This is a genomic window from Verrucomicrobiia bacterium (assembly GCA_036405135.1).
Taxonomy (GTDB): Bacteria; Verrucomicrobiota; Verrucomicrobiia; order Limisphaerales; family JAEYXS01; genus JAEYXS01.
Genome location: DASWYF010000036.1, coordinates 97128 through 117259, shown reverse-complemented (window position 1 = coordinate 117259; position 20132 = coordinate 97128). Strand labels below are relative to the sequence as shown.

At 56.5% G+C, this 20132-nt stretch carries 17 protein-coding genes and 1 tRNA gene; 14 read left to right on the top strand and 4 right to left on the bottom strand.

What is annotated here, in order from left to right:
* The first annotated feature begins 31 nt into the window (after positions 1-31).
* Together VGH19_17855 and gatB are read left to right on the top strand one after the other, a co-directional pair.
* Positions 32-2344: a BNR-4 repeat-containing protein gene (locus VGH19_17855; GenBank protein HEY1173238.1), complete on the top strand. Its 2313-nt coding sequence runs from the start codon at positions 32-34 to the stop codon at positions 2342-2344.
* A gap of 248 nt (positions 2345-2592) precedes the next feature.
* Entirely contained in the window at positions 2593-4074 is a 1482-nt protein-coding gene (gene gatB, locus VGH19_17850) for an Asp-tRNA(Asn)/Glu-tRNA(Gln) amidotransferase subunit GatB (protein ID HEY1173237.1), read from the top strand.
* Between the two features lie 15 nt (positions 4075-4089).
* Here gatB and VGH19_17845 read toward each other — a convergent pair whose 3' ends face one another.
* Positions 4090-5064: a metallophosphoesterase gene (locus VGH19_17845; GenBank protein HEY1173236.1), complete on the bottom strand. Its 975-nt coding sequence runs from the start codon at positions 5062-5064 to the stop codon at positions 4090-4092.
* Positions 5065-5252: 188 nt separating this feature from the next.
* Here VGH19_17845 and hpnA point away from each other — a divergent pair, with 188 nt between their 5' ends.
* The 4 genes from hpnA (at position 5253) to VGH19_17825 (ending at position 7621) form a co-directional block, all read left to right on the top strand.
* On the top strand, positions 5253-6257 hold the full coding sequence (hpnA, locus tag VGH19_17840; GenBank protein ID HEY1173235.1) for a hopanoid-associated sugar epimerase: 1005 nt from the start codon (positions 5253-5255) through the stop codon (positions 6255-6257).
* A gap of 165 nt (positions 6258-6422) precedes the next feature.
* Entirely contained in the window at positions 6423-6722 is a 300-nt protein-coding gene (locus VGH19_17835; GenBank protein ID HEY1173234.1) for a Dabb family protein, read from the top strand.
* 237 nt (positions 6723-6959) lie between these two features.
* Positions 6960-7036: transfer RNA gene (locus tag VGH19_17830), tRNA-Gly, on the top strand.
* 240 nt (positions 7037-7276) lie between these two features.
* A complete protein-coding gene (locus VGH19_17825) occupies positions 7277-7621 on the top strand; it encodes a hypothetical protein (protein ID HEY1173233.1) in 345 nt (114 codons plus the stop codon).
* 40 nt (positions 7622-7661) lie between these two features.
* Here VGH19_17825 and VGH19_17820 read toward each other — a convergent pair whose 3' ends face one another.
* Both VGH19_17820 and VGH19_17815 read right to left on the bottom strand, forming a co-directional pair.
* Entirely contained in the window at positions 7662-8219 is a 558-nt protein-coding gene (locus VGH19_17820; protein ID HEY1173232.1) for an NADAR family protein, read from the bottom strand.
* Positions 8220-8244: 25 nt separating this feature from the next.
* Complete coding sequence (locus VGH19_17815; GenBank protein HEY1173231.1) at positions 8245-9807, bottom strand: hypothetical protein; 1563 nt, start codon at positions 9805-9807, stop codon at positions 8245-8247.
* A 136-nt stretch (positions 9808-9943) separates the two neighbouring features.
* Between VGH19_17815 and VGH19_17810 the strand changes: the two genes are divergently transcribed.
* From VGH19_17810 to VGH19_17775, 8 genes are all read left to right on the top strand, one after another.
* Positions 9944-10468 carry a sigma-70 family RNA polymerase sigma factor gene (locus VGH19_17810; GenBank protein HEY1173230.1) on the top strand — a complete coding sequence of 175 codons (525 nt, stop codon included), beginning with the start codon at positions 9944-9946 and terminating at the stop codon, positions 10466-10468.
* Positions 10469-10472: 4 nt separating this feature from the next.
* The gene (locus VGH19_17805; protein ID HEY1173229.1) at positions 10473-12116 is read left to right on the top strand and encodes a LamG-like jellyroll fold domain-containing protein; all 1644 of its coding nucleotides are present in this window, start codon (positions 10473-10475) and stop codon (positions 12114-12116) included.
* A 264-nt stretch (positions 12117-12380) separates the two neighbouring features.
* Positions 12381-14618 carry a DUF6797 domain-containing protein gene (locus tag VGH19_17800; GenBank protein HEY1173228.1) on the top strand — a complete coding sequence of 746 codons (2238 nt, stop codon included), beginning with the start codon at positions 12381-12383 and terminating at the stop codon, positions 14616-14618.
* A gap of 82 nt (positions 14619-14700) precedes the next feature.
* A complete protein-coding gene (locus VGH19_17795) occupies positions 14701-15573 on the top strand; it encodes a DUF1080 domain-containing protein (protein HEY1173227.1) in 873 nt (290 codons plus the stop codon).
* 165 nt (positions 15574-15738) lie between these two features.
* Positions 15739-16965, top strand: a complete 1227-nt coding sequence (locus VGH19_17790; GenBank protein HEY1173226.1) for an AAA family ATPase — start codon at positions 15739-15741, stop codon at positions 16963-16965.
* 254 nt (positions 16966-17219) lie between these two features.
* The gene (locus VGH19_17785) at positions 17220-17933 is read left to right on the top strand and encodes a metal ABC transporter ATP-binding protein (GenBank protein ID HEY1173225.1); all 714 of its coding nucleotides are present in this window, start codon (positions 17220-17222) and stop codon (positions 17931-17933) included.
* 4 nt (positions 17934-17937) lie between these two features.
* Positions 17938-18801, top strand: a complete 864-nt coding sequence (locus VGH19_17780) for a metal ABC transporter permease (GenBank protein ID HEY1173224.1) — start codon at positions 17938-17940, stop codon at positions 18799-18801.
* Between the two features lie 151 nt (positions 18802-18952).
* Positions 18953-19096: a hypothetical protein gene (locus VGH19_17775; protein ID HEY1173223.1), complete on the top strand. Its 144-nt coding sequence runs from the start codon at positions 18953-18955 to the stop codon at positions 19094-19096.
* A gap of 27 nt (positions 19097-19123) precedes the next feature.
* Here VGH19_17775 and VGH19_17770 read toward each other — a convergent pair whose 3' ends face one another.
* A complete protein-coding gene (locus VGH19_17770) occupies positions 19124-20023 on the bottom strand; it encodes a sugar phosphate isomerase/epimerase (protein HEY1173222.1) in 900 nt (299 codons plus the stop codon).
* Positions 20024-20132: the final 109 nt, after the last annotated feature.

The window sequence follows — 20132 nt, the reverse complement described above, 5'->3', positions numbered from 1 at the left end:
GCGTTAACCACAGTAAACCTAACTGCTGATTATGACGATTCCTTGTGTTTCCCGCTACTTTGGCCTCGCATCATTGCTTTTTGCTCTCGTCATCCCGCGCATCACCCACGGTGCCGCTAATGACGATTTCCCTAACGATCCCTTGGCGAAAGGTGCGGCGTTGGATATCGATCCCGCGTGGTCGGGGCATTCTGTCGGGTTTTCCTTCCTCACCTTGAAGGATGTGCAGATCGCCGCTTACTACAACCAGTATCGACAGGTGACGCTCGCCGCGCGGAACATGAATTCCCTGCAATGGTACAAGGTGGCGCTGAACTCCACCGTGGGCTGGGACAGTCACAATTACCTCACGCTCACCACGGATTCGCTCGGCTACCTGCACCTCTCCGGCAACCTTCATCGTAACCCGATGAATTACTGGCGCTCCAGTTCGCCGGTCACATCAGCCTCGCAATTCACCAACGGCTTCATGACCAAGCTCACCACGCTCGTGAACACGTCCACGGAGAATGACACCACGTATCCCGGGTTCTTCCTCGGACCGAAAGAAGAGTTCATCTTCTCCTATCGCAATCATACGGGTAACGCATCGGGCAACTGGCATCTGCTCAGATATTCTCCATCACCCAAGACCTTCGCCCATGCGACGGGTGGTGCCGCCGTGTTCAACTGGACGGGCAATTACAGCGTGTATCCGAACTTCGTGGTGAACGGCGGTTACGTGCATTGCCTCTGGGTGTGGCGCGGCACGACGAGTGCGGACAGCAACTATCGCCTCTCCTACATGCGCACCTCAAACTTCACGAACTGGACGGATGCCTTTGGTCGCGCCGTGACCTTGCCTGTGACGCCCAGCCAGTCGCTCACGACGATTGATAACGTCCCGCAGCTCGGTGGTCTCTTGAATGGCCAGCCGAAACTCTCCTTTGATCGCGATGGCGTGCCGCTCGTGGCGTATCACAAGTACGACAGCGCCGGGAAATCACAGGTCTATGCCGCGCGACCCATCGCCGGATCGAATGTATGGAACATCGTGAAACTCACTACGTCCTCCATGCGTTGGGAGTTCACTGGCGGTGGCAGCCTGCCGCCCGGCGGCAGCGTGGGGAATACCTTCAGCGCGGATGATCCTCTCGATGGCCTTGCTACCGTCAGCGTCTCCATGGTCACCGCCGCAGGCGTCACCGATACGAACAGTGGCCCCTATGTGTTGGATGAAATGCTCCTGCGCAAAGTCCTGATCACCTTCCCGAACACCGCCTCCTACACATCTGCGAACACGCCCACCTCGCCGAACGCCTACTTCGACAGCAGCACACCCGAGATCAATTACACGCATGACGGTGATTCCATGGGCGTGCGGCGCCTGCGCTCCGGCGGTTTGGCTTACGCGGATCAACATTACTATCTGCGCTGGGAAACCTTGCCCGCCTATCGCGATGCCCCACGCTTGGATGCGAACGGCAATCCCATCAACCCGCCACCATCCACGCTGCGCCTCTATCGCACGCAATGCGAGTTCAACACCCCGACACTCGATGGCGCGCTCAAGATGACCGGCCTCATGTTCAAGCCCGCCACCGCCACACGCTCCGGTGCGATGGCCTTGACCACCGATGCCAAGCGCCCGTTCGGCTCCTATCTCTCCAGCTCCGTCATCACCGGCAGCACGAACTACGCGCAATGGACCTTCAATGTAGACTACGCTTCCGACTACGCCCTCGGCGGCTCCACGCATTCCGTCGCGGGCACGGATGACAGCTTCTATGTGCAGCTCGATGGCGGCACCATGGTGGATTGGCATGTGCGCGGCCGTTGGGAATTTCAGCCCGTCACCTTCGGTCCTTTGCGCCCGATGATCCGCTTCTATCTCACCCCCGGCACTCACACCTTGCGCCTCTACGCTCGCGAGGCTAATGCCAAGCTCGATTACCTCTGGCTGAACCGCCCGAGCACCGCGAAAGCACCCTCGCTCTCGCCCGAGTCTTATTCAGGCTTTGTCCTCACGAACAACGTGAACGCTGTCACCGGTAATTCGCTCACCTCACCCTTCGGCAGCAACCAAGCCACGAACATCGCGAACTACCAGATTCCTATCTACGCGAACGGCAACTACCTCCTGCTCGGTCGTACCCGCGCGCAGAATGGTAATTCCGACAGCTTCTTCCTCTCCATCAACGGCGGCTCGAACTACCTCTGGTCTGTCCCCCACACCACGAACCTCTGGACCTGGCGCGCCGTAGGCACGAACATGCCCCTCACCACCGGCACCCTGAACATCGATGTGAAGGGCAGGGAAGGCGGTACCGAACTCGACTCCTTCATGCTCCTGAAAGTGCCGTAAACCTAAGGGCGGTCGAAAGCAATACCGGAGCGGCAGCTCCGTCCTGCCAATCAAGGTGGGGCAAAGCTGCCGCTTTGCCGTAACCTTTTCCGCGCTATGAACATCAAATGCTCAAGCCACGCTCCAAACGCAACCTCGGATATTCGCGCTAATTCGCGAAATTCGCGTTACACTTTTCCCTGAAAAATTTCATGTGCACACCCGCCCCGTTTTCGCCATAGTCACGGCGCATTAAGCAGTAAGTGCCTATGGAATACGAAGCGGTCATCGGGTTGGAAACACACGTCCAGCTCAAAACGAAATCGAAGATGTGGTGCGGTTGCGCGAACTCGTTCGGCGCAGAACCCAATACCAACGTCTGCCCCGTCTGCCTCGGCATGCCCGGCGTCCTGCCCGTGGCGAACGAGGAAGCGCTGAAGCTCACCGTGCTTACCGGTTACCTGCTGAACTGCCAGATCCCTGGCCGTGCGAAGTTCGATCGCAAGAATTACTTCTACCCGGACGTCCCGAAAAATTACCAGATCACGCAGTACGCGCAGCCCTCCACGCAGAGTGGTTATGTGGAATTCGAACACGAGGGCGAGCTCAAACGTGTCCGCATCACCCGCGCGCACTTGGAGGAGGACGTCAGCAAGAATTCTCATTTGGATAACCGCAGTGGTGTGGATTGCAACCGCGCCGGTGTGCCGTTGCTCGAGATCGTTTCCGAGCCGGACATCACCAGCCCGGACATGGCCTACGCTTACTTGAACGCTTTGAAAGACATCCTGTCCTACGGCGGTGTGAGTGATTGCGACATGGAGAAGGGCATGGTGCGCTGCGATGTGAATGTCAGCGTGCGCCCCAAGGGCAGCAAAGAGCTCGGCGTGAAGATCGAGATCAAGAACATGAACACCTTCAGCGGTGCCCGCAAGGCGCTGGAGCATGAGATCCCCCGCCAGATCGCTGAAGTCAAAGCCGGTCGCAAGCTGACGCAATCCACCGTCCGCTGGGATGACGTCGCGTGCATCACTGAAGAGATGCGCAGCAAGGAAGACGCCCACGATTACCGCTATTTCCCCGATCCCGACCTGATGCCGTTCGAACCCACTGAAGCGTGGCTCCTCGAAGTGCAGAAGCGCGTCGTGGAACTCCCGCTTGCGCGCAAACACCGCTTCATCACGGATTATCAGTTGCCCGCCGGTGACGCTGAGATCTTCAAAAACGATGTGGCCTTGGGCGATTACTTTGAACCCATCGCCAAGAAGTCGAAGAATCCGAAAGGCGTGGCGAACTGGGTCATCAACAACCTGCGCGCCAAACTCACCGAGGCGAATGAAGCCTCCATGGCCGAGCAGTCCGCCATGGGCATCGACTCCGCGGACATGACGCTCCTGACGGTGAAAGATCTGAAGTTCGCTCCCGATTCCTTCGCAGAACTCGTGGATCTCGTGGACTCCGGCAAGATCAGCAACAAGATCGCGCAAGATGTGTTCGCCGAGATGTTCGCGACAGGCGCTGCTCCGATGACCATCGTTGAGAAAAATGGGTGGATACAGGTCAGCGACACCGGCGCTCTGGAGAAATTCTGCGATGAAGTCATCGCCGCGAATCCAAAGATTGTTGAGGATTATCGCAGTGGCAAAGTCGCCGCGATCAATTCTCTCAAGGGCCAGGTGATGAAGCTGAGCAAAGGCAAGGCGAACCCGGCACTCGTCGGCGAGATTCTCGAGAAAAAGCTGAAGACATAAACCGCCTTCACTCACTTACCACGGCACGCTGTGGAACTGGCTTGTCGCCGGAGCGCCTGCGTTTCCATCCAGTTCCATCGTGAGGTAGCCGCCATCGCGCAAGAGCTGCATGCCCGCCAGTGATGGGCAGAGCTGCACGTTGAAAGGTTTCCATAGACGCGCGCGATTCACCGCCTGCGTGTTGCGCGTGATGGTTGGTCCTAGAAAGCGGATCGCGGGTAATCCCGCCATGAGCGTCGCCTGCCGGAAGATGAGGTTCGAGTGCAGATGACCGATGATCGTGCGCTCGATCTGTGGTATGAACCGGCGCACCTCCGCATCTTCCCATAAAAAGGGCAGGGCGGTGGGATCATGACAGAAGAGGATGATGCGCCGTGTGGAATCAATGCCGCGAAACAATTCCCGCACCTCCGACATGTGCTGCTGATGTTCCGCCTGCCAGCCCTCTTGCTCATCCTCAGCTTGATCACCGATCAATGAAGGCGAAGCCGCCAGCGATGACGTCATGCCGATGACCACATACTTATCCAGCTCCATCCGCCAGCTCGTCGGCAGTTTCAAGGTGTCCCGCGTCGTCTTCAGGCTCGCCAGCTTCATGCCGCCACTGCCAGAGCCGAGACTCTTTTTGCCGAACTCGTGATCGCCGATAGTTGTGCGCAACTCGCTGTTAAATTTATCCCTTAACTTGCCCAGACACTCCACCGCGCTCGCGCAAGCCGCCTCATCGCTCACTCCGATGAACGCGGAATCGCACGAGTAATCCCCATTCGCAATGACATAATCCGCCTGCGGGCATTCGGAGAGAAAGTGATCGAGCTTCTGGTTGTGTCCGAAGGGATCGCGTAACCACAGATGATGCCGCCACATCCGCACCATCCACCGGCGGAAACCTGAGGTGATGGCCTGCATCTCGTAATCATTGCCGCGCGCCTGTTCGGCGGCTCCGGCGTAGTGAATGTCGCTCACGATGACGAGACGATGCAGGGCCATGTGCGGACAAGGTGGCGTGAGAACGCGTCCAGGGCAAGCCGGGTATTCTCCCGATGTCCGATGCGCCGATCAGAATGACGCTAAATTCGAAACCGCTCTAAACCATTCCATAACTTCAAGGATTGCCACGGGAATGCAGATGAATCCGTGGTTGAATTACTCGCCCAAACCCGAATCATCTCCCGCCAATGAAATGTTTCGTCACGGGCGGCTCGGGCTTTATCGGCGCCAATCTCGTTCATGAATTGAATGCGCGCGGGCATTCGGTGCGCTGCCTGTTGCGACCGGGAGCGGATGTGCGCGGCTTGCAGGCCGCTGATTACGAGGCAGTTCTGGGCGATGTCGGTGATGTGGAGTCGCTCCGCAAGGGCTTGCAAGGCTGCGACTGGGCCTTTCACGTGGCGGCCAGTTATCACCTGTGGCTGCCGGATTACGCGCCCATGTATGCCGCGAATGTTGACGGCACACGGAACGTCCTCACCGCCGCGCATCAGGCGGGCTGCTCGCGCATCGTTTACACCAGCACCGTGGGTTGCATCGGCTTGCCGAAGGAAGTGAACGGTCAGGTGCAACCCACCGATGAAGCCACGCCCGTCGCCGAGTCCCAGATGAGCAATCACTACAAGCTCTCCAAGTGGAAGGCTGAAGTGGTCGCGCGCGAACTCGCCGCGAAGGGCCTGCCCATCGTCATCGTGAACCCCAGCGCCCCCATCGGCCCTCGCGATGTGAAGCCGACGCCCACAGGGAAGGTTATCGTGGACTTCGTGAACCGCCAGATGCCGGCTTACCTGGACACCGGCCTGAACTGGGCCCACGTCCGCGATGTCGCCATCGGCCACATCCTTGCTGCGGAAAAGGGCAGGGTGGGCGAGCGCTACATCCTCGGCAGCATGGATGGCAATTGGACCATGAAAGACGCCTTTGCCGTTCTTCAGGAGATTACCGACGTGCCCGCTCCGAAGTTTCAAGTGCCTTACTTCGTGGCTCACACCGCCGCGCACTTCGATGAATTCTTCGCCAAGTTCACCGGCAAACCGCCCAAGGCCCCCCTCGCTGGCGTCCGCATGGCGAAGTACAAGATGTTCTTCAGCCCCGCGAAAGCCGTCCGCGAACTCGGCCTCCCCCAGACCCCTCCGCGCCAAGCCCTCGCCGACGCCGTCGAATGGTTCCGCGCGAATGGCTACGTGAAGTGAATGACCAAGGAATGAGCGAAAATCCCAAGTCCAAAGCTCCAAGCTCTAGAGAAATCTCAAGAGTCAATTCGTGTGGATTCGTGAAATTCGTGTCTTTTGACGGTCCCCGATTTCTTGGCCCGCTTTTCGATTGCAGGGAAAAAGGTCTTCGCTAGGCTTCGCCCCATGTTTTCACATGTTGTGATCTTTTGGACGGACCCTGCCAATCCCAAGGCAGCGGATGAACTCATCGAAGGCGCTGAGAAGTATCTCCGCCCCATTCCTGGCGTGCTCCATTTCCACGTTGGCAAGATGGTCGGCAGCCATCGCCCCGTGGTGGATCAGACCTATCAAGTCGCCCTGAACCTCGTTTTCCCGGACAAGAAGGCGCAGGACGATTACCAAGTGCATCCCTTGCACATCGACTTCGTGGAGAAGGTGTTCAAGCGGGTGTGCAAGAAGGTGAACATCTACGACTTCGAGTAAGTCGTTGATTCTGGATATTTTAGAAAGCGGCAGCGGAAGCTGCCGCTTTTTTGTTTTCAACCGGATTTGGGTGAAGTCTTGCTGGTGAATGCTTTAGGGAAGAATCAGAGCCTCATTTGCTTAAGGATATTTAGGCGGCCTGAAGGCCGCGCTCCAAGGGGGTAAAAAAACTTTTAAAAGAGGACTTGCAATCTTGGACGGTCTGCCGCTTAATCTGCCCCGCTTTACGGAACGGAAGCGAGCGTAGCTCAGTCTGGTAGAGCGTCACCTTGCCAAGGTGAATGTCGAGGGTTCGAATCCCTTCGCTCGCTCCATCTTCTTCGGAAAAATCCCCGCGAAATCAAAAAACGCGACGGTTTTTCCGTGTCTTTTACCCGAACCGCTTCATAGCAGCATAGGCCCACGTCCCATGAATCAAAAGTTTATGCCGGGTTCTGGACAAGGCTGCGGTGATTTTGGCCGGCTTGCCGATGGAAGAGAAATGACAGAGGTTCTGAATAAGCCACAGCCAGTCAATTCACGACAATAGAGACCAAAGTTGGAAGCTCCGGGATATGTTCAAAGTGAAAAATACCAAGCGCTTCTGGATTATTGTGTGTGCTTTGCTCGTAATTCTTCCCGGGATGGGATGCCGGACTGCTCCTGAAATTCAATCTTCACAAGGGGTATCAGTTGAGAGGCTTTTGTGGTGCATTAGCGAGATCGAATCTGGGCGTATTCGACGCGGGATGAGTACGGATGAATTACAGAAGATTTTCGGAGGGACATTGGATTTTTACCATGAAGAAAATGCTTATGCTTTTTTATCGCGTCCCCTAAAAATGAAGCATGGAGATGTGCCGCCTCCGCTGTGGAAGATCGATTTTTCCATTAGCACAAACAAACTTTGTGATAACTAGAGGCGGAGGGAAATGATTGTCAGAACCGGCAAACCTGGCATTAAACTTTCAAACGCTCACGCACTTCCATCAGCGCGAAGCCCAGAAGATTGAGTCCGCGCCATTGAGAAGGCTTTTCCGCACGTTCATCACTGGCGGAGAGGCCGATGCCCCAGATGCGATCGTAGGGGCTGGCTTCTATGAGCACTTTATCGCCTGTGTTTAAGAGGAAATAGCGCAGGTCGGCGTGTTGGGAGAATTTGGCGTGGTTGCCGGTGACCACGAATCCGAATCGTTCTTCCTTCCAAACGGCGTCATCGAAACCTTTCACCTGCCGACCGATCTCTTTTGCCTGTTTAGGATGCTTGGCAGTCAGGACGCGTTCGCAAGCCTCTTGGTCATCGAAGAGACGGGCTTTGGAAGCCATCATGTAATGCTCGGCTGTCGGGTAAGTGATGCCATCAATGACAAAGGGCGAGACCCACCATTGGCTGAAACAGGACTTGGTGACACTGCCATCGTTGGCAGGAGTGTGGCCCCAAAAGTAGAGATACTTCGGCCTTGCACCCTTGGCCAATTCGGCATTGAGCTGGTCGATAGAGCGGATGGATGTGCTCATGAACAGTTACTGTTTATATCGAGAGCTAAGGAGTGTCGGTTGTCAGTGTCAGTTTTTCCTGTTTTCCATCCACTTCGATTACGACGTAGTTGGTCTCAATGGTGAGGACTTTGGCGGCACCCACTTTATCTCCGACCATGACGAACTTGTTGTTGATGGTGGCGCTGGGGCGGCTGGAATAGATGATACCTTTTAAGGTGTAGGGAGCAGCAGGAGCTGACGGGGTGGTTTGGACTGGTGCTGTGCCAGTGGACACCGGGACTGGGCGAGCTGGGTAGGCGGCAGCAGTTCCACTTTGGCTCTGCACGCGAGCGAGCAACTCTGGATCATAACGGCGTTTGATGGGACTGCGTAGCCATGACTTAAAAGCGTCGCTATTGGCGATGCTGGCGAATTGAGGGTTCTCCGCGAGGAAGGCCACGGATTCTTTGCCGGTATCGCGTTCCAGTTCGCGCAAAAATACCGCTGCTTCCTGCCATTTCTCCATGTTCATGCAGAGATACAGGTAGCTGCGGCTGCGGTAGTCATAGCGTCGGAACTGGGCGAGAGACTGACCTGTGCTGGTAAAGGCTGCATCCAGAGCACCGACTTTCACAAAGAAATCTGCGCGTAAGAAATGGAAGAAACGATCTTCACCGAGAAGTTTCTCCAAAGCGGTGATGGCAGCGATGCCGTCCTTCGCATTTTTCGCCTTCATGGAGGCATCCAGGAGCATGCACACCATGCCGGTCTGATCGCTGAGATCGCGGAAGCATGCATCCCATGTCGCGCGGTATTGGTCTTTGCGCACCTTGGAAACAGCCAGCAGATGCAGGGCGCGCATGGTGGGCGTCTCTTTCAGTTCCGGCAGCAATTGCTCGTGATGCTTGAGCAGGGCTTCGTAATTGTTGCCATTGGCCGCTGCGATGACCAGCCGCCAGGTATCGAACGGATCGGAATCAGCCGCCGGAGGTTGACGGAAGAGCTTGTTCCAGCGGGAGAGATTGGAGGCTTTGATCTGCGGAGCAGCCAGACGGCGGACGAGATCCGTGAGCGGTTCGATCTGGTAGGTATCAAAGAGATCGATGATGACCAGCCGCCCGGCTTCATAACCCATGGTGGCGATGTAGAATTCAAAGTGGCCATCTGCGTAAACGACTCGAAACGTCAGCTCTGGATACGTGCGGTTGAGACGATAATTCATGAAGGCCACTTCAGCCTGCTGACCTTTCATCTTGGCCGCGTAGCTGTTCATGTCCGCGATGTATTTGGAAAAGAGCGCATTGGCATTGCGTGGAGTTATGTCTGAGCCGGGGACCGCCCGTTCCGCAATGGCAGTGAAGCTGATGTGACGGTAGAGGGCGCTCAACCCCTCCGTCTGCATCGCGCGTTCCACCCTTTGAGCAAAGTCCACGCATTCCGGTTTCGGCGGGATGTAAGTACCTACTGCGGCAGGCGAACTCGATGGGTATGAAAATGCGAAAAGACAGATGACCAACATCAGTGGTAAAAAACTACGCGCCCCTTGGAAGAACATGAGGTCATTTAGCCGGAAGACGGATGGCTGTTCAAGTGGCAAAGCGGTCAGGTTACCAAGGTAAGTATCCATGGCTGAACTTGTTGAACAGGGAGACTGCCGGAGCGTTCGGGCAATTTATGGCTGGTGAAAGGGGCTGGCGGTCAGGGGATTTATTGCTAAGGTCACCCCCGTTTCCAACATCTCCAGCTAGAGAATCTAGCTATCCATGGCCAAAACCGGTCCAGAACAGGTGGCGCAGGTGCAGATGCTGTTTGTGCAGCATTCGCCCGCTTTGCGCGGTTTCATCCTCTCACTCATGCCCGATTTCGGGCGGGTGGATGATGTTTTGCAGGAAACTTTCCTCACGGTGACGAAAAAGGCGGCGGATTTCCAGCCGGGCAGCAATTTCATGGGCTGGGTCTGTGCCATCGCCCGGTTCAAGGTGTTGGAAGCCACACGGCAGAACCCAAACGCGCCGACCGCCCTTTCGGATGAGGTATTGGAATCCCTCTGCGCGTGTCAGCCGGAGCCGGAGGAAGGCGAAGATCGCTTGAAACATCTTTCGGAATGCCTGGAGCAACTCGCACCACAGGCACGTCGTGCGGTCGAGCTGCGCTATCAACAGGCGCATAAGCCCGCGGAGATCGCGCAGATCATGGGCTGGTCGGCCGAGGCGGTGTATGTGGCTTTATCCCGCGCCCGGGTGGTGTTGCGGGAATGTGTGAGCCGGAAAGTGGCGAAAGCAGGGTGATCGTATGGACAAGCAACGCCTCGAAAAACTTTTAGACCGCTTCGTGGATGGCGCGATAACGCCGGAAGAGAAATCCGAGCTGGAGCGCATGCTGCTCTCATCGCCGCAAGCGCGCCAGATCTTCTGGGAACATGCGCGCTTCAATGCATTAGTGCGCCGCTTCGGTGAAGAGGAATGGGGCCGCAAACTCGCAACGGCGTCAGTCACTCCTGCGGAAAAGGCATCCCAAGAAGAAACGTCAACGGGCTGGTTCGCTCTATGGACCGGCTGGCACCGGGCTTTGGCAGGTTTTGCGATGGTGGCTTTGATCGTCGCAGCGCTTTGGATGAGTGGTGTTTTCGCTCCCAAGGTCACGACCGCAGAGTTGCCGGACGAACCGGATTACGTGGAAGAGATCGCGCCCACCGGCATCGCGGTGTTATCCCGCGCCATCGATGTGGAGTGGGAGACGGGAGATGTGGTGTTCACGGTCGGAGCTCCGCTGGAACCCGGCAGGCTGAAGTTGAAACAAGGGTTCGCGGAACTGGAATTTTACTCCGGCGCACGCGTGGTGGTGGAAGGCCCGGCAGAGATCGATCTGATCTCGGTCACGGAAGTGAATTGTCATCAGGGTCGTTTGAGCGCGCATGTGCCATCGCAGGCACGCGGCTTCACCGTGCAGACGCCGAATCTGAAAGTCGTGGATATCGGCACGGCGTTTGGCGTGGATGTAACCTCAGAACGCACGGAGGCACACGTCTTCGAAGGCCATGTGCAAGTGACTCCCAAAGGGATGTCTGTAGCGCGCGACATGATCAAAGGCGAAGCAGTAGCGGTGAACACCTTGGGCAGCATCGAACCGATTCCGGTGAACCCTATGGCATTTGCGACCCCCGGTGAGCTGGATTCCAAGGAGGCGATCGTGCAGACGCGGCAGTTCGCCGAGTGGAAGCAGACGAGCCAGCGCTGGCGCTCATGGCCGGGATTGCTGGTGTATTATGATTTTCAACCGCCGTCCGAGCAGGAACGGACCTTGCGCAATGTGAGCAGCACTGGACCGCATGAATCAGACGGCGCCGTGATCGGCGCACGCTGGACGGAAGGACGTTGGCCGATGAAGCGCGCCTTGGAATTCAAGGCGCTTGGCGATCGCGTGCGTGCGCGCATTCCCGGTGAGTTCAAGTCACTGACCTTGCACGCGTGGATCCGCGTGGACGGGCTGAAGCGTTCCTACAATTCGCTGATGATGGGTGACGGGTTCGATGACGGAAGAGTGCATTGGCAAATCCATCAGGACGGCAAGGTGATCTTGTGCATCAAGGGCACCGATGAGCAGACGTATCGCAGCCCGGTGATCTTCACTCGGGAACGGTTCGGGCAATGGACACAGATCACTTCAGTGTTTGATGGCGAGAAAAAGAAGGTGCGCTTCTACGTGGATGGCGTGCAGGTGAACGAGATGTCGGCGGGTGTGAAATCGCCCTTGAAGATCGGGGACATGGAGATCGCGAACTGGAACACGGTGGGTTACGGCTCCGGAGCAAATTTCCGTAACTGGAACGGGCGCATGGACGAGTTCGCGATGTTTGACCGCGCTCTGACGGCAGATGAGGTGCAGGAGCTTTACCGGGCCGGAAACAAGCAGGCAGTGCAGGTGGTGAAGAAGTAAAGAAGCGGTGATTTGTTAAAAGCGTTGAATCGTGAAAGGGTGCATTGGTTTAACTATTTAACGGTTTTGACGATTTAACGAAAGAAATCAGCTTGTAGGAAAGAGGGGCTTCGTGGATGAAAGGGGGCGTCACTCTATATGCACATATCGCTACGCCGCTGTTTTGCTGTCGTCGGAATTTGCCTTTCAGTTTTTCAGGCTGCTTCTCTTCACGCCCAAACGAATACCAATGATCAGGTGCGCGGACCGGTCTTTTCTGGGACGGTGCGCGGACCTAAATCGAGTGGCGGCGATGCCATCGCGATGCGGGGCATGGTGGTGACGCTGGGCGAGAAGCGCGATGCGTTCATGTGCTACGACATGGATCTGATGCGCGTTTCACTGGCGTGGAAGGGTGATTTTCTGGAGTTCGGCAACACGCTCACGCAGATCGCCTGGCCGCCACCGCCGCAGGTGAAGGGGGAAGCGGTGTTTGCCATGAAACCCTTGCCGGGAGTGTGGGATGGCAAAGGCACATTCGGTGATCCCCGCACCAATCAGCAAGGTCCGCTGCCCAAGAGCTGGGCGCACTATAAAGGAATGTATGTGAACGGGCGGGAGGTGGTATTCAAGTATTCGGTGGGAAACATGGAAGTGCTGGAATTGCCAGGTTACGCGCAATCAGAGGGTTACGACATCTTCACGCGGACGTTGCAGTTTACGAGGACAGCGAGGAATCTGATCATCAATCTGCTGGCGGTGGAAAATCCCAAGGTGGAACGTAAGGGGACGACTTTGATCGTGACGGATGAAAAGACGAAACGGAAGCATCTGCTGACGGCGGACGGAGCGGTGGGGGTGGAATGGAGTACTACGAATGGATTGGTCGCCTTAAAGGTGGGCAAGGTGACGGGGAATCGCCCGATGCGGATCGCGATCGCTACGATAAAGCTGGAGGACAACAAAAATACAGAGGTGTTACCGAAGCTGCCGCCCACGCGCTTTGACATCCCCAATCTGATCAAAGGCGGAGCAGCCACATGGACGGAGACGGTCAAGACCAAGGGCGTAAAAGGAGACGACAAAGGTGCGTATGTGGTGGATACGATCACGGAGCCATCGACGAATCCTTACAACGTGAGGAATTTCTTCGGTGGGTTCGATTTCTTCTCCGATGGCCGCGCAGCGATCGGCACATTCCACGGAGATGTGTGGGTGGTCTCCGGCATCACTGGCAACATGGAGGAGTTGACATGGAAGCGTTATGCCACGGGATTGTTCCAACCGTTGGGATTGAAGATCGTGAAGGATCAGGTGTACGTGCTGGGCCGCGACCAGATCACGCGTCTGCGCGATCTGAACAAGGATGGCGAAGCGGACTTTTATGAGAACTTCAACAACGACACGGTGGTGACGGCGAATTACCACGAGTATTGCCTGGATCTGCATACGGATTCGAAGCGGAATTTTTATTTCGCGAAAGGTTCGCCCTGGGAACCGGAGGTGGTATCGCCGCATCAGGGCTGCATGATCCGCGTCTCGAAGGATGGCTCGAAGCTGGAGGTCATCGCGACGGGATTACGCGCGCCGAACGGCATGACGGTGGGACCGCGCAACGAGATCACTGTGAGCGACAATCAGGGGCACTGGATGCCCTCGAGCAAATTGAACTGGATCAAGCAGGATGGATTTTACGGCATGGTGCCAGCGGCGCAGAAGGAAATGAAGTTCACACGTAACGGAACGAACTTCATTGCGAACCCGAGCATTCCGCAGGTGCGAAAGGATTTGGGCTTCAAGGCTTGGGATAAGGTCGCCCCGATGGCAGAAGGATATGATCATCCGGTGGCGTGGTTGCCGATGAACATGGATAATTCCAGTGGCGGGCAGGTGTGGGTGACGGGAAACAAGTTCGGCCCTCTGAAGGACAAACTGCTCTTCATGAGCTATGGCAAGTGCACGCTCTTCGAAGTGATGCTGAACGATGTGGACACGACGAAGCAGGCGGCCATGGTGCAACTGCCGTTGAAATTCAACAGCGGCATCATGCGCGGTCGCATCAATCCGAAGGATGGGCAGCTCTACCTGTGCGGCCTCAAGGGGTGGCAGAGCAGTGCGACGCGGGATGGCGGGTTTTATCGCGTGCGTTATACGGGGAAGGCAGTGCAGTTGCCGGTGGCGTTCAAGGTGACGACGGAAGGACTCGCGGTGACGTTCACGCTGCCCTTGGATGCTAAGTCTGCGAATGATGCGGAGAATTATAATGTAGAGCGGTGGAACTACCGCTGGACGGGGGGGTATGGTTCGCCGGAGGTTTCGGTCAGTAATCCTGAGCAGAGCAAGCATGACAAGCTGGAGGTCACGGGCGCGAAGCTGCAAGCAGATGGTAGAACGGTAGTGCTGGCCATCAAGGACATGAAGCCGGCGGACCAGATCAAGCTGAAATTCAACCTTGATGGCGCGGATGGCTCCAGCGTGGCGCAGGAGATCTACGCGACGGCGGGCAAGCTGGCGGAGAAATGACCGAATTGATTTTGCGTGCGCGCCGTCTGAGAACGGAGTAAACAATCGCTCACCCAAATTGTTTTAACTAACGACGAAACGTATGTTGAAGAAATCTGTTCTGCTCCTGGCAGTGGCGGCAGCGATGACCGCGTGCGCAACGAAACCGGCGAAGCCGGTCAATGCCGTGAAACCGGCGGAAGTGACGAAACCTGCAGTACCGGCCAAGCCGGCAGCACCCATCGGTTATCAGGATACGCCGATCATCCCGGGAACAAAATGGCATGTGCATGATGGTGAGCGCGCGCAACCGCGCGTGGTGACGCCGGGTGCGACATTCAGCCATCTGGCTCCGGCACCGACGGATGCGAAGGTGCTGTTTGACGGCAAGAACCTGTCGCAATGGCAGGCGGGCAATGGTGGCGAGGCGAAGTGGAAGGTGGAAAACGGTTACATGGAGGTGGCGCCGAAGTCCGGCAGCATCCAGACGAAGGAGAAGTTCGCGGATTTTCAATTGCACATCGAGTTCGCCACGCCATCCAAGGTGGAGGGCAACAGCCAGGGCCGAGGTAACAGCGGGATATTGATGAATGGTGTGTACGAGATACAGGTGTTGGATTCTTACAACAACCCCACGTATCCGGATGGCCAGGCGGGCGCGCTTTATGGGCAGACTCCCCCGTTGGTGAATGCGAGCAAGCCGCCAGGCGAGTGGCAGAGCTACGACATCATTTTCGAATCGCCGCGCTGGGACAAGGACGGGAAGATCGAGAAGAAGGCGGCGGTGACGGTGATCCATAACGGTGTGGTGCTGCATCATCGCAAGGAATATCAAGGGAACACGCCGCATAAACGAAACGGCACCTATGACAAGGCGCATGCGCCGGAGATGTTCATCCAGTTACAGGATCATAACAACCCGATGCGCTTCCGGAACATCTGGATCCGTTCGATCGGGGAGTATGACAAGCCGTAAGCGGGGGATAAGAGTTTAAGAAAAGGGCGGTCCATTGAGGGCCGTCCTTTTTTGTTTGTCTGGGAATCGAGGACGATGGGAAGGGTTGGTGAAATATTTGCGGGTAATGTAATCGGACGTAATCTAGCATTCGTGGACGACGAGATGATGGATCAGGAAAATTTTATGGCGAATATTCAGTCAGGGCAGCAGGAGGCTTTGGGGCCGATCACGGCGGGGATTCCGAAACGGGTGCGAGGGAAGCGTGGCACCAAGCATGAGGTGGTGGCGAAGCATGGTGTCGCAGAGACGGCAGCGGCACCGAAGGCGGAGTTCAGTTTCAATCTCAAGCCGAATGAGATCGCGAAGCATCTGAACCGGTTCGTCATCGGGCAGACGGAGGCGAAGAAGGTTTTGAGCGTGGCGTTGTGCGATCATTTCCAGCATGTGCGGATGACGTTGGAGGGGAATGTCGCGCCGTTTTATCAGAAGCAGAACGTGTTGCTCTTGGGGCCAACGGGGGTGGGCAAGACGCATCTGATCCGCTCAGCAGCGGAGTTGATCGGTGTGCCGTTCGTGAAGGCGGATGCGACGAAGTTTTCCGAGACGGGTTATGTGGGCGGGGATGTGGATGATCTGGTGCGCGACCTTCTGCGTCGTGTGGGTGGTGATGTGAAGAAGGCGGAGCATGGCATCATCTATCTGGATGAGGTGGACAAGCTGGCGACGCGTGGCGAGAGCGGCGGACGCGATGTGTCGGGTCGCGGGGTGCAGACGAATCTGCTCAAGCTCATGGAGGATGGCGATGTGCCGGTGGTGTCGCCGAATGACATGACGGGGCAACTTCAGAATGCCATGCAGGCGATGCGTGGTGGCGGTGTGCCGCAGGCAGAGACGATCAATACGCGGCACATCCTGTTCATCGTGAGCGGAGCTTTTTCGGGGATGGACCAGATTATCAAGCATCGCCTCATGCAGACGGAGAAGCCGGCGAAAGTGGCGCGGATGAGTGTGGATGATCTCTACACGCAGGCGGCGACATCGGACTTGGTTCATTATGGTTTGGAGCCGGAGTTCATCGGACGCTTGCCGGTGCGTGTGGCGTGCCATGGGCTGGATAGCGATGATCTTTTCGATGTGTTGCGGAAGAGCGAGAGCAGTCTCATCCATCAATACGAACGGGCGTTTGCGGCCTATGGCATCGAGGTGGAGTTTAAGGATGACGGGTTGCGCAGACTGGCGTTGAAAGCATCCGAGGAGAATACGGGTGCGCGTGGGCTGATGACGGTGTGTGAGCGGGTGTTCCGTGATCTGAAGTTCAAGCTGCCGACGAGAAAGGTGAAGCGGTTCGCGGTGACGGCGAAGCTGGTGGATGATCCGGCGGGGGAGTTGAAGAGATTGCTAAAGGGATAGGGGATTATTTAGCCACAGATGGAACACGGATCACACAGATGGGGGACGGAATGATGAATGACCAAGCTTGAATGACGAAGGAATGAGCAATGTCGAATGATTGAATGGGGAGGCTGGACAGGCGAGGCACCTGTCCCACTACAGGTTGCAGCCGAGGGCGGCTGATGGGGATTGAATCGAGGACGAGAACGATTACGAGGGGTGGTTTTTCTTTTGGTTGGACGCTTACGCTTTCATTCCCATACTGCTCGGACATGTCTGCGAATGCTTTGCTCACTTTAGACCGGCTCTCGGCTGGTTATGGGCGGAGTGTCGTTGTGGCAGATGTTTCGTTCGTGCTGAACAAGGGGAGTTTCACTGGGCTTCTGGGGAGTAATGGGGCGGGGAAATCTACTTTATTGAAGACGATTCTCGGGATCATTCCGGCTTTGGGCGGGAAATTCACTTGGGAGGCGCAAGCGGGCAAGGTGCCGGTGATCGGGTATGTGCCGCAGCGGGATTCGCTGGACCCGATCTATCTTTTTTCTGGGCGTGAGGTGGCGGAGATGGGTGTCTCGGCGCGAGTGGCGGCAGGTAAGGGTGTGCCGAGGCAGGAGAAGGAGCGGGTGAACGAGTGCTTGAAGGAAGTGGATGCGCTGGGGTTTTGTGATGAGCGGTTCTCGCATCTCTCGGGCGGGCAGAAGCAGCGTATCTTGATCGCTCGGGCGTTGGCGACGAACCCGGACCTTTTAGTGCTGGATGAGCCGACGGCGGGGGTGGATGCGGCGGCGAGCCGGGCGATCGTGGAGCTGCTTCGCAAGTTGAGCCAAAGTGGGATGACGATCTTGATGGTGAATCATGATTTGCCGGTGGTGAGGGAACTGGCGCAGCAGGTGGTGTGGTTGGCGGAGGGGAAGGCGCACTTCGGACCGGTGAACGATTTGCTGAGCGCGGAGCGGATGATGGGATTGCTGGCAGGTAGCCATTGAAGCCATGGAAGCCTTACGCGAAATACTGGATCCAAATTTCCTGCTGCGTAATTCGGTTTACGTGAGCTTGATGGTGGGGCTGGCGTGTCCGCTGGTGGGTGTTTTTCTGGTGTTGCGGCGACTGGTGTTCCTCGGGGTGGCGTTGCCGCAAATATCTTCGACAGGTGTGGCGTTGGCGCTTTCCTTGCATGTGTGGTTCGGGCATTTCGGGAGTGCTCATGGGGAGGAGGAGAAGATTTCGGCGATTTTAGGTTCCATCATTTTCTCGTTGGCGGCGATCTTTGGGTTGGCATTTATGGAGCGGAAAGGTCGTGGCTCGATGGAGGGACAGATTGGGGCGCTCTATGTGGTATCTCTGGCGGTGAGTTTGTTGCTGCTTTCAAAATGTCCTTCGGCGGAGAAGGGATGGCTGGAGTTATTCAAGGGGCAGATCATCGCTGTGAGCAATGGGGATCTGTGGCTGACAGGGACGGTGATGGCTGTGGTGGTGCTTGTGCTGCATCTCTTCCGGCGCGAGTTTTTGTTGGTGTCGTTTGATCGTGAGATGGCGATCACGCTGAAGAAGAATGTGCTGTTGTGGGATGTGCTGATCTATCTGTTGATCGGGCTCACGATCTCCATTGCGGTGCTAACGGTGGGGCCGTTGATCACGTTCGCGTTTCTGTTGTTGCCGCCACTCATTGTGCATCCGTTCGCGAAGAACATGAAGCAGTTCGCGGTGGCGTCGTCCATCCTGGGTGGCGTGGTGGCGTTTCTCGGATTTTGGCTGGCGTATGTGAAGGATCTGCCGGTGGGGCCGACGGATGTGGTTTTGTTGGGCGGAATTTATTTGGTGGCGTTAGTGGGAAAAAAGCTAATGAGCAGGTGAGTGCCAAGTTCTCAGTGAAGACAGAGTTGACCGAGGCTGATCTGCAAACACTCCTTCGTCCCCCGAGGTCCATCTTGGAAAAAGGAAGGTTCTAAAGTGGCAAAAAGAGGGTTGTCAGGCGGCGGAAAATCCTTATAACAAAACTTATATTATGCTGATGATCAGTCTGACATGCATTGTGATCGTGGTGATTTCGTTTGCCTTGGTGACCGCGTATATGTTCGGCGTGCACCGCTTCATCTCGGACAGCGAGAAAGAAGGCGGGAATAACGATTCCGGTCACTCGCATCACTAAGATATTTTGATGGCGTTGACCTGAGGGTCAGCAACCAAAGATGGTTTTCACATAAGCCCGGCTCCGTTGGTGGTTCGCCACGACGGACCGGGTTATTTTCGTGCCGTTTTCCAGCGCGAGTTCGACAGTGTAGAAGGGGGCGAGGTTGTTTTTCTTGGCGTAAGCGGCGATGGCGGAATAGTCGAGATCACCGGAATCGAGGTCTTCCCACCAGATGGCTTCGCGGCTTTGGCGCAGGTGCCAGGAGACGATGCGTGAGCCGTAGTCTTTCAGAGCGGCATCCGGTTTCACGCCGCCGCGGAAAACCCAGTGGACATCGTAACAGAAGCCGACTTTGTTCGGCGCGGTGAGTTTGAAGTTGGAGTGATACTCACGGGCACTACTGCGCATTGCGGGCGTGTGATGATGGATGCCCAGGCTCATGCCGACTTTGCGAAGTTCTGTGCCGAGGAGTTCGAGCGCTTTTGCCTGAGTCTTGAGTTGAGCCTCGGTCTTTTCGTCTTTGCCTAAGCCGGGATCGCAGGTGAGTGAGGTGAAGCCAGCTTCGCGAGCGGCTTGGGCGGCTTTGATTAGTTTCTGCGTGTTGGTTTCCCACTTGTCGTCCTCGTACACGACGGCGTTGGTGTAGAGGGAGAAGGGTTTGAGGCCCTTGGCCTTCATCTGATCGGCGAGCTTTTGGTTGTTCTCGGGTTGTGCGGAATCAAGGGAAGTCTCGGCGTAATCATAGCCGCAATCACGAACAGCGGAGAGGATCTCCTCCGTGTGCTCGGCGGGTTTCTTGCCATCGCGCTGGTAATATTGGCCCCAGCCGTAGAGTTGAGTGCCGACGAGGGGGCCGGGGGGAGAGGGCGGAGCGGCATTGAGTTTCGGAAGAGCGGCCAAGGCGGTGAGAGCAGCGGTGCGATGTAGGAATTGGCGGCGGTTCATGGATAGAGAAATGATGACGAGGAGCGGCGAGAGGAGCAAATGTGAATTAGGAAAACATCGAACATCCAACATCGAACTCCGAACATCGAGAGATGGGTTAGCGCGGACT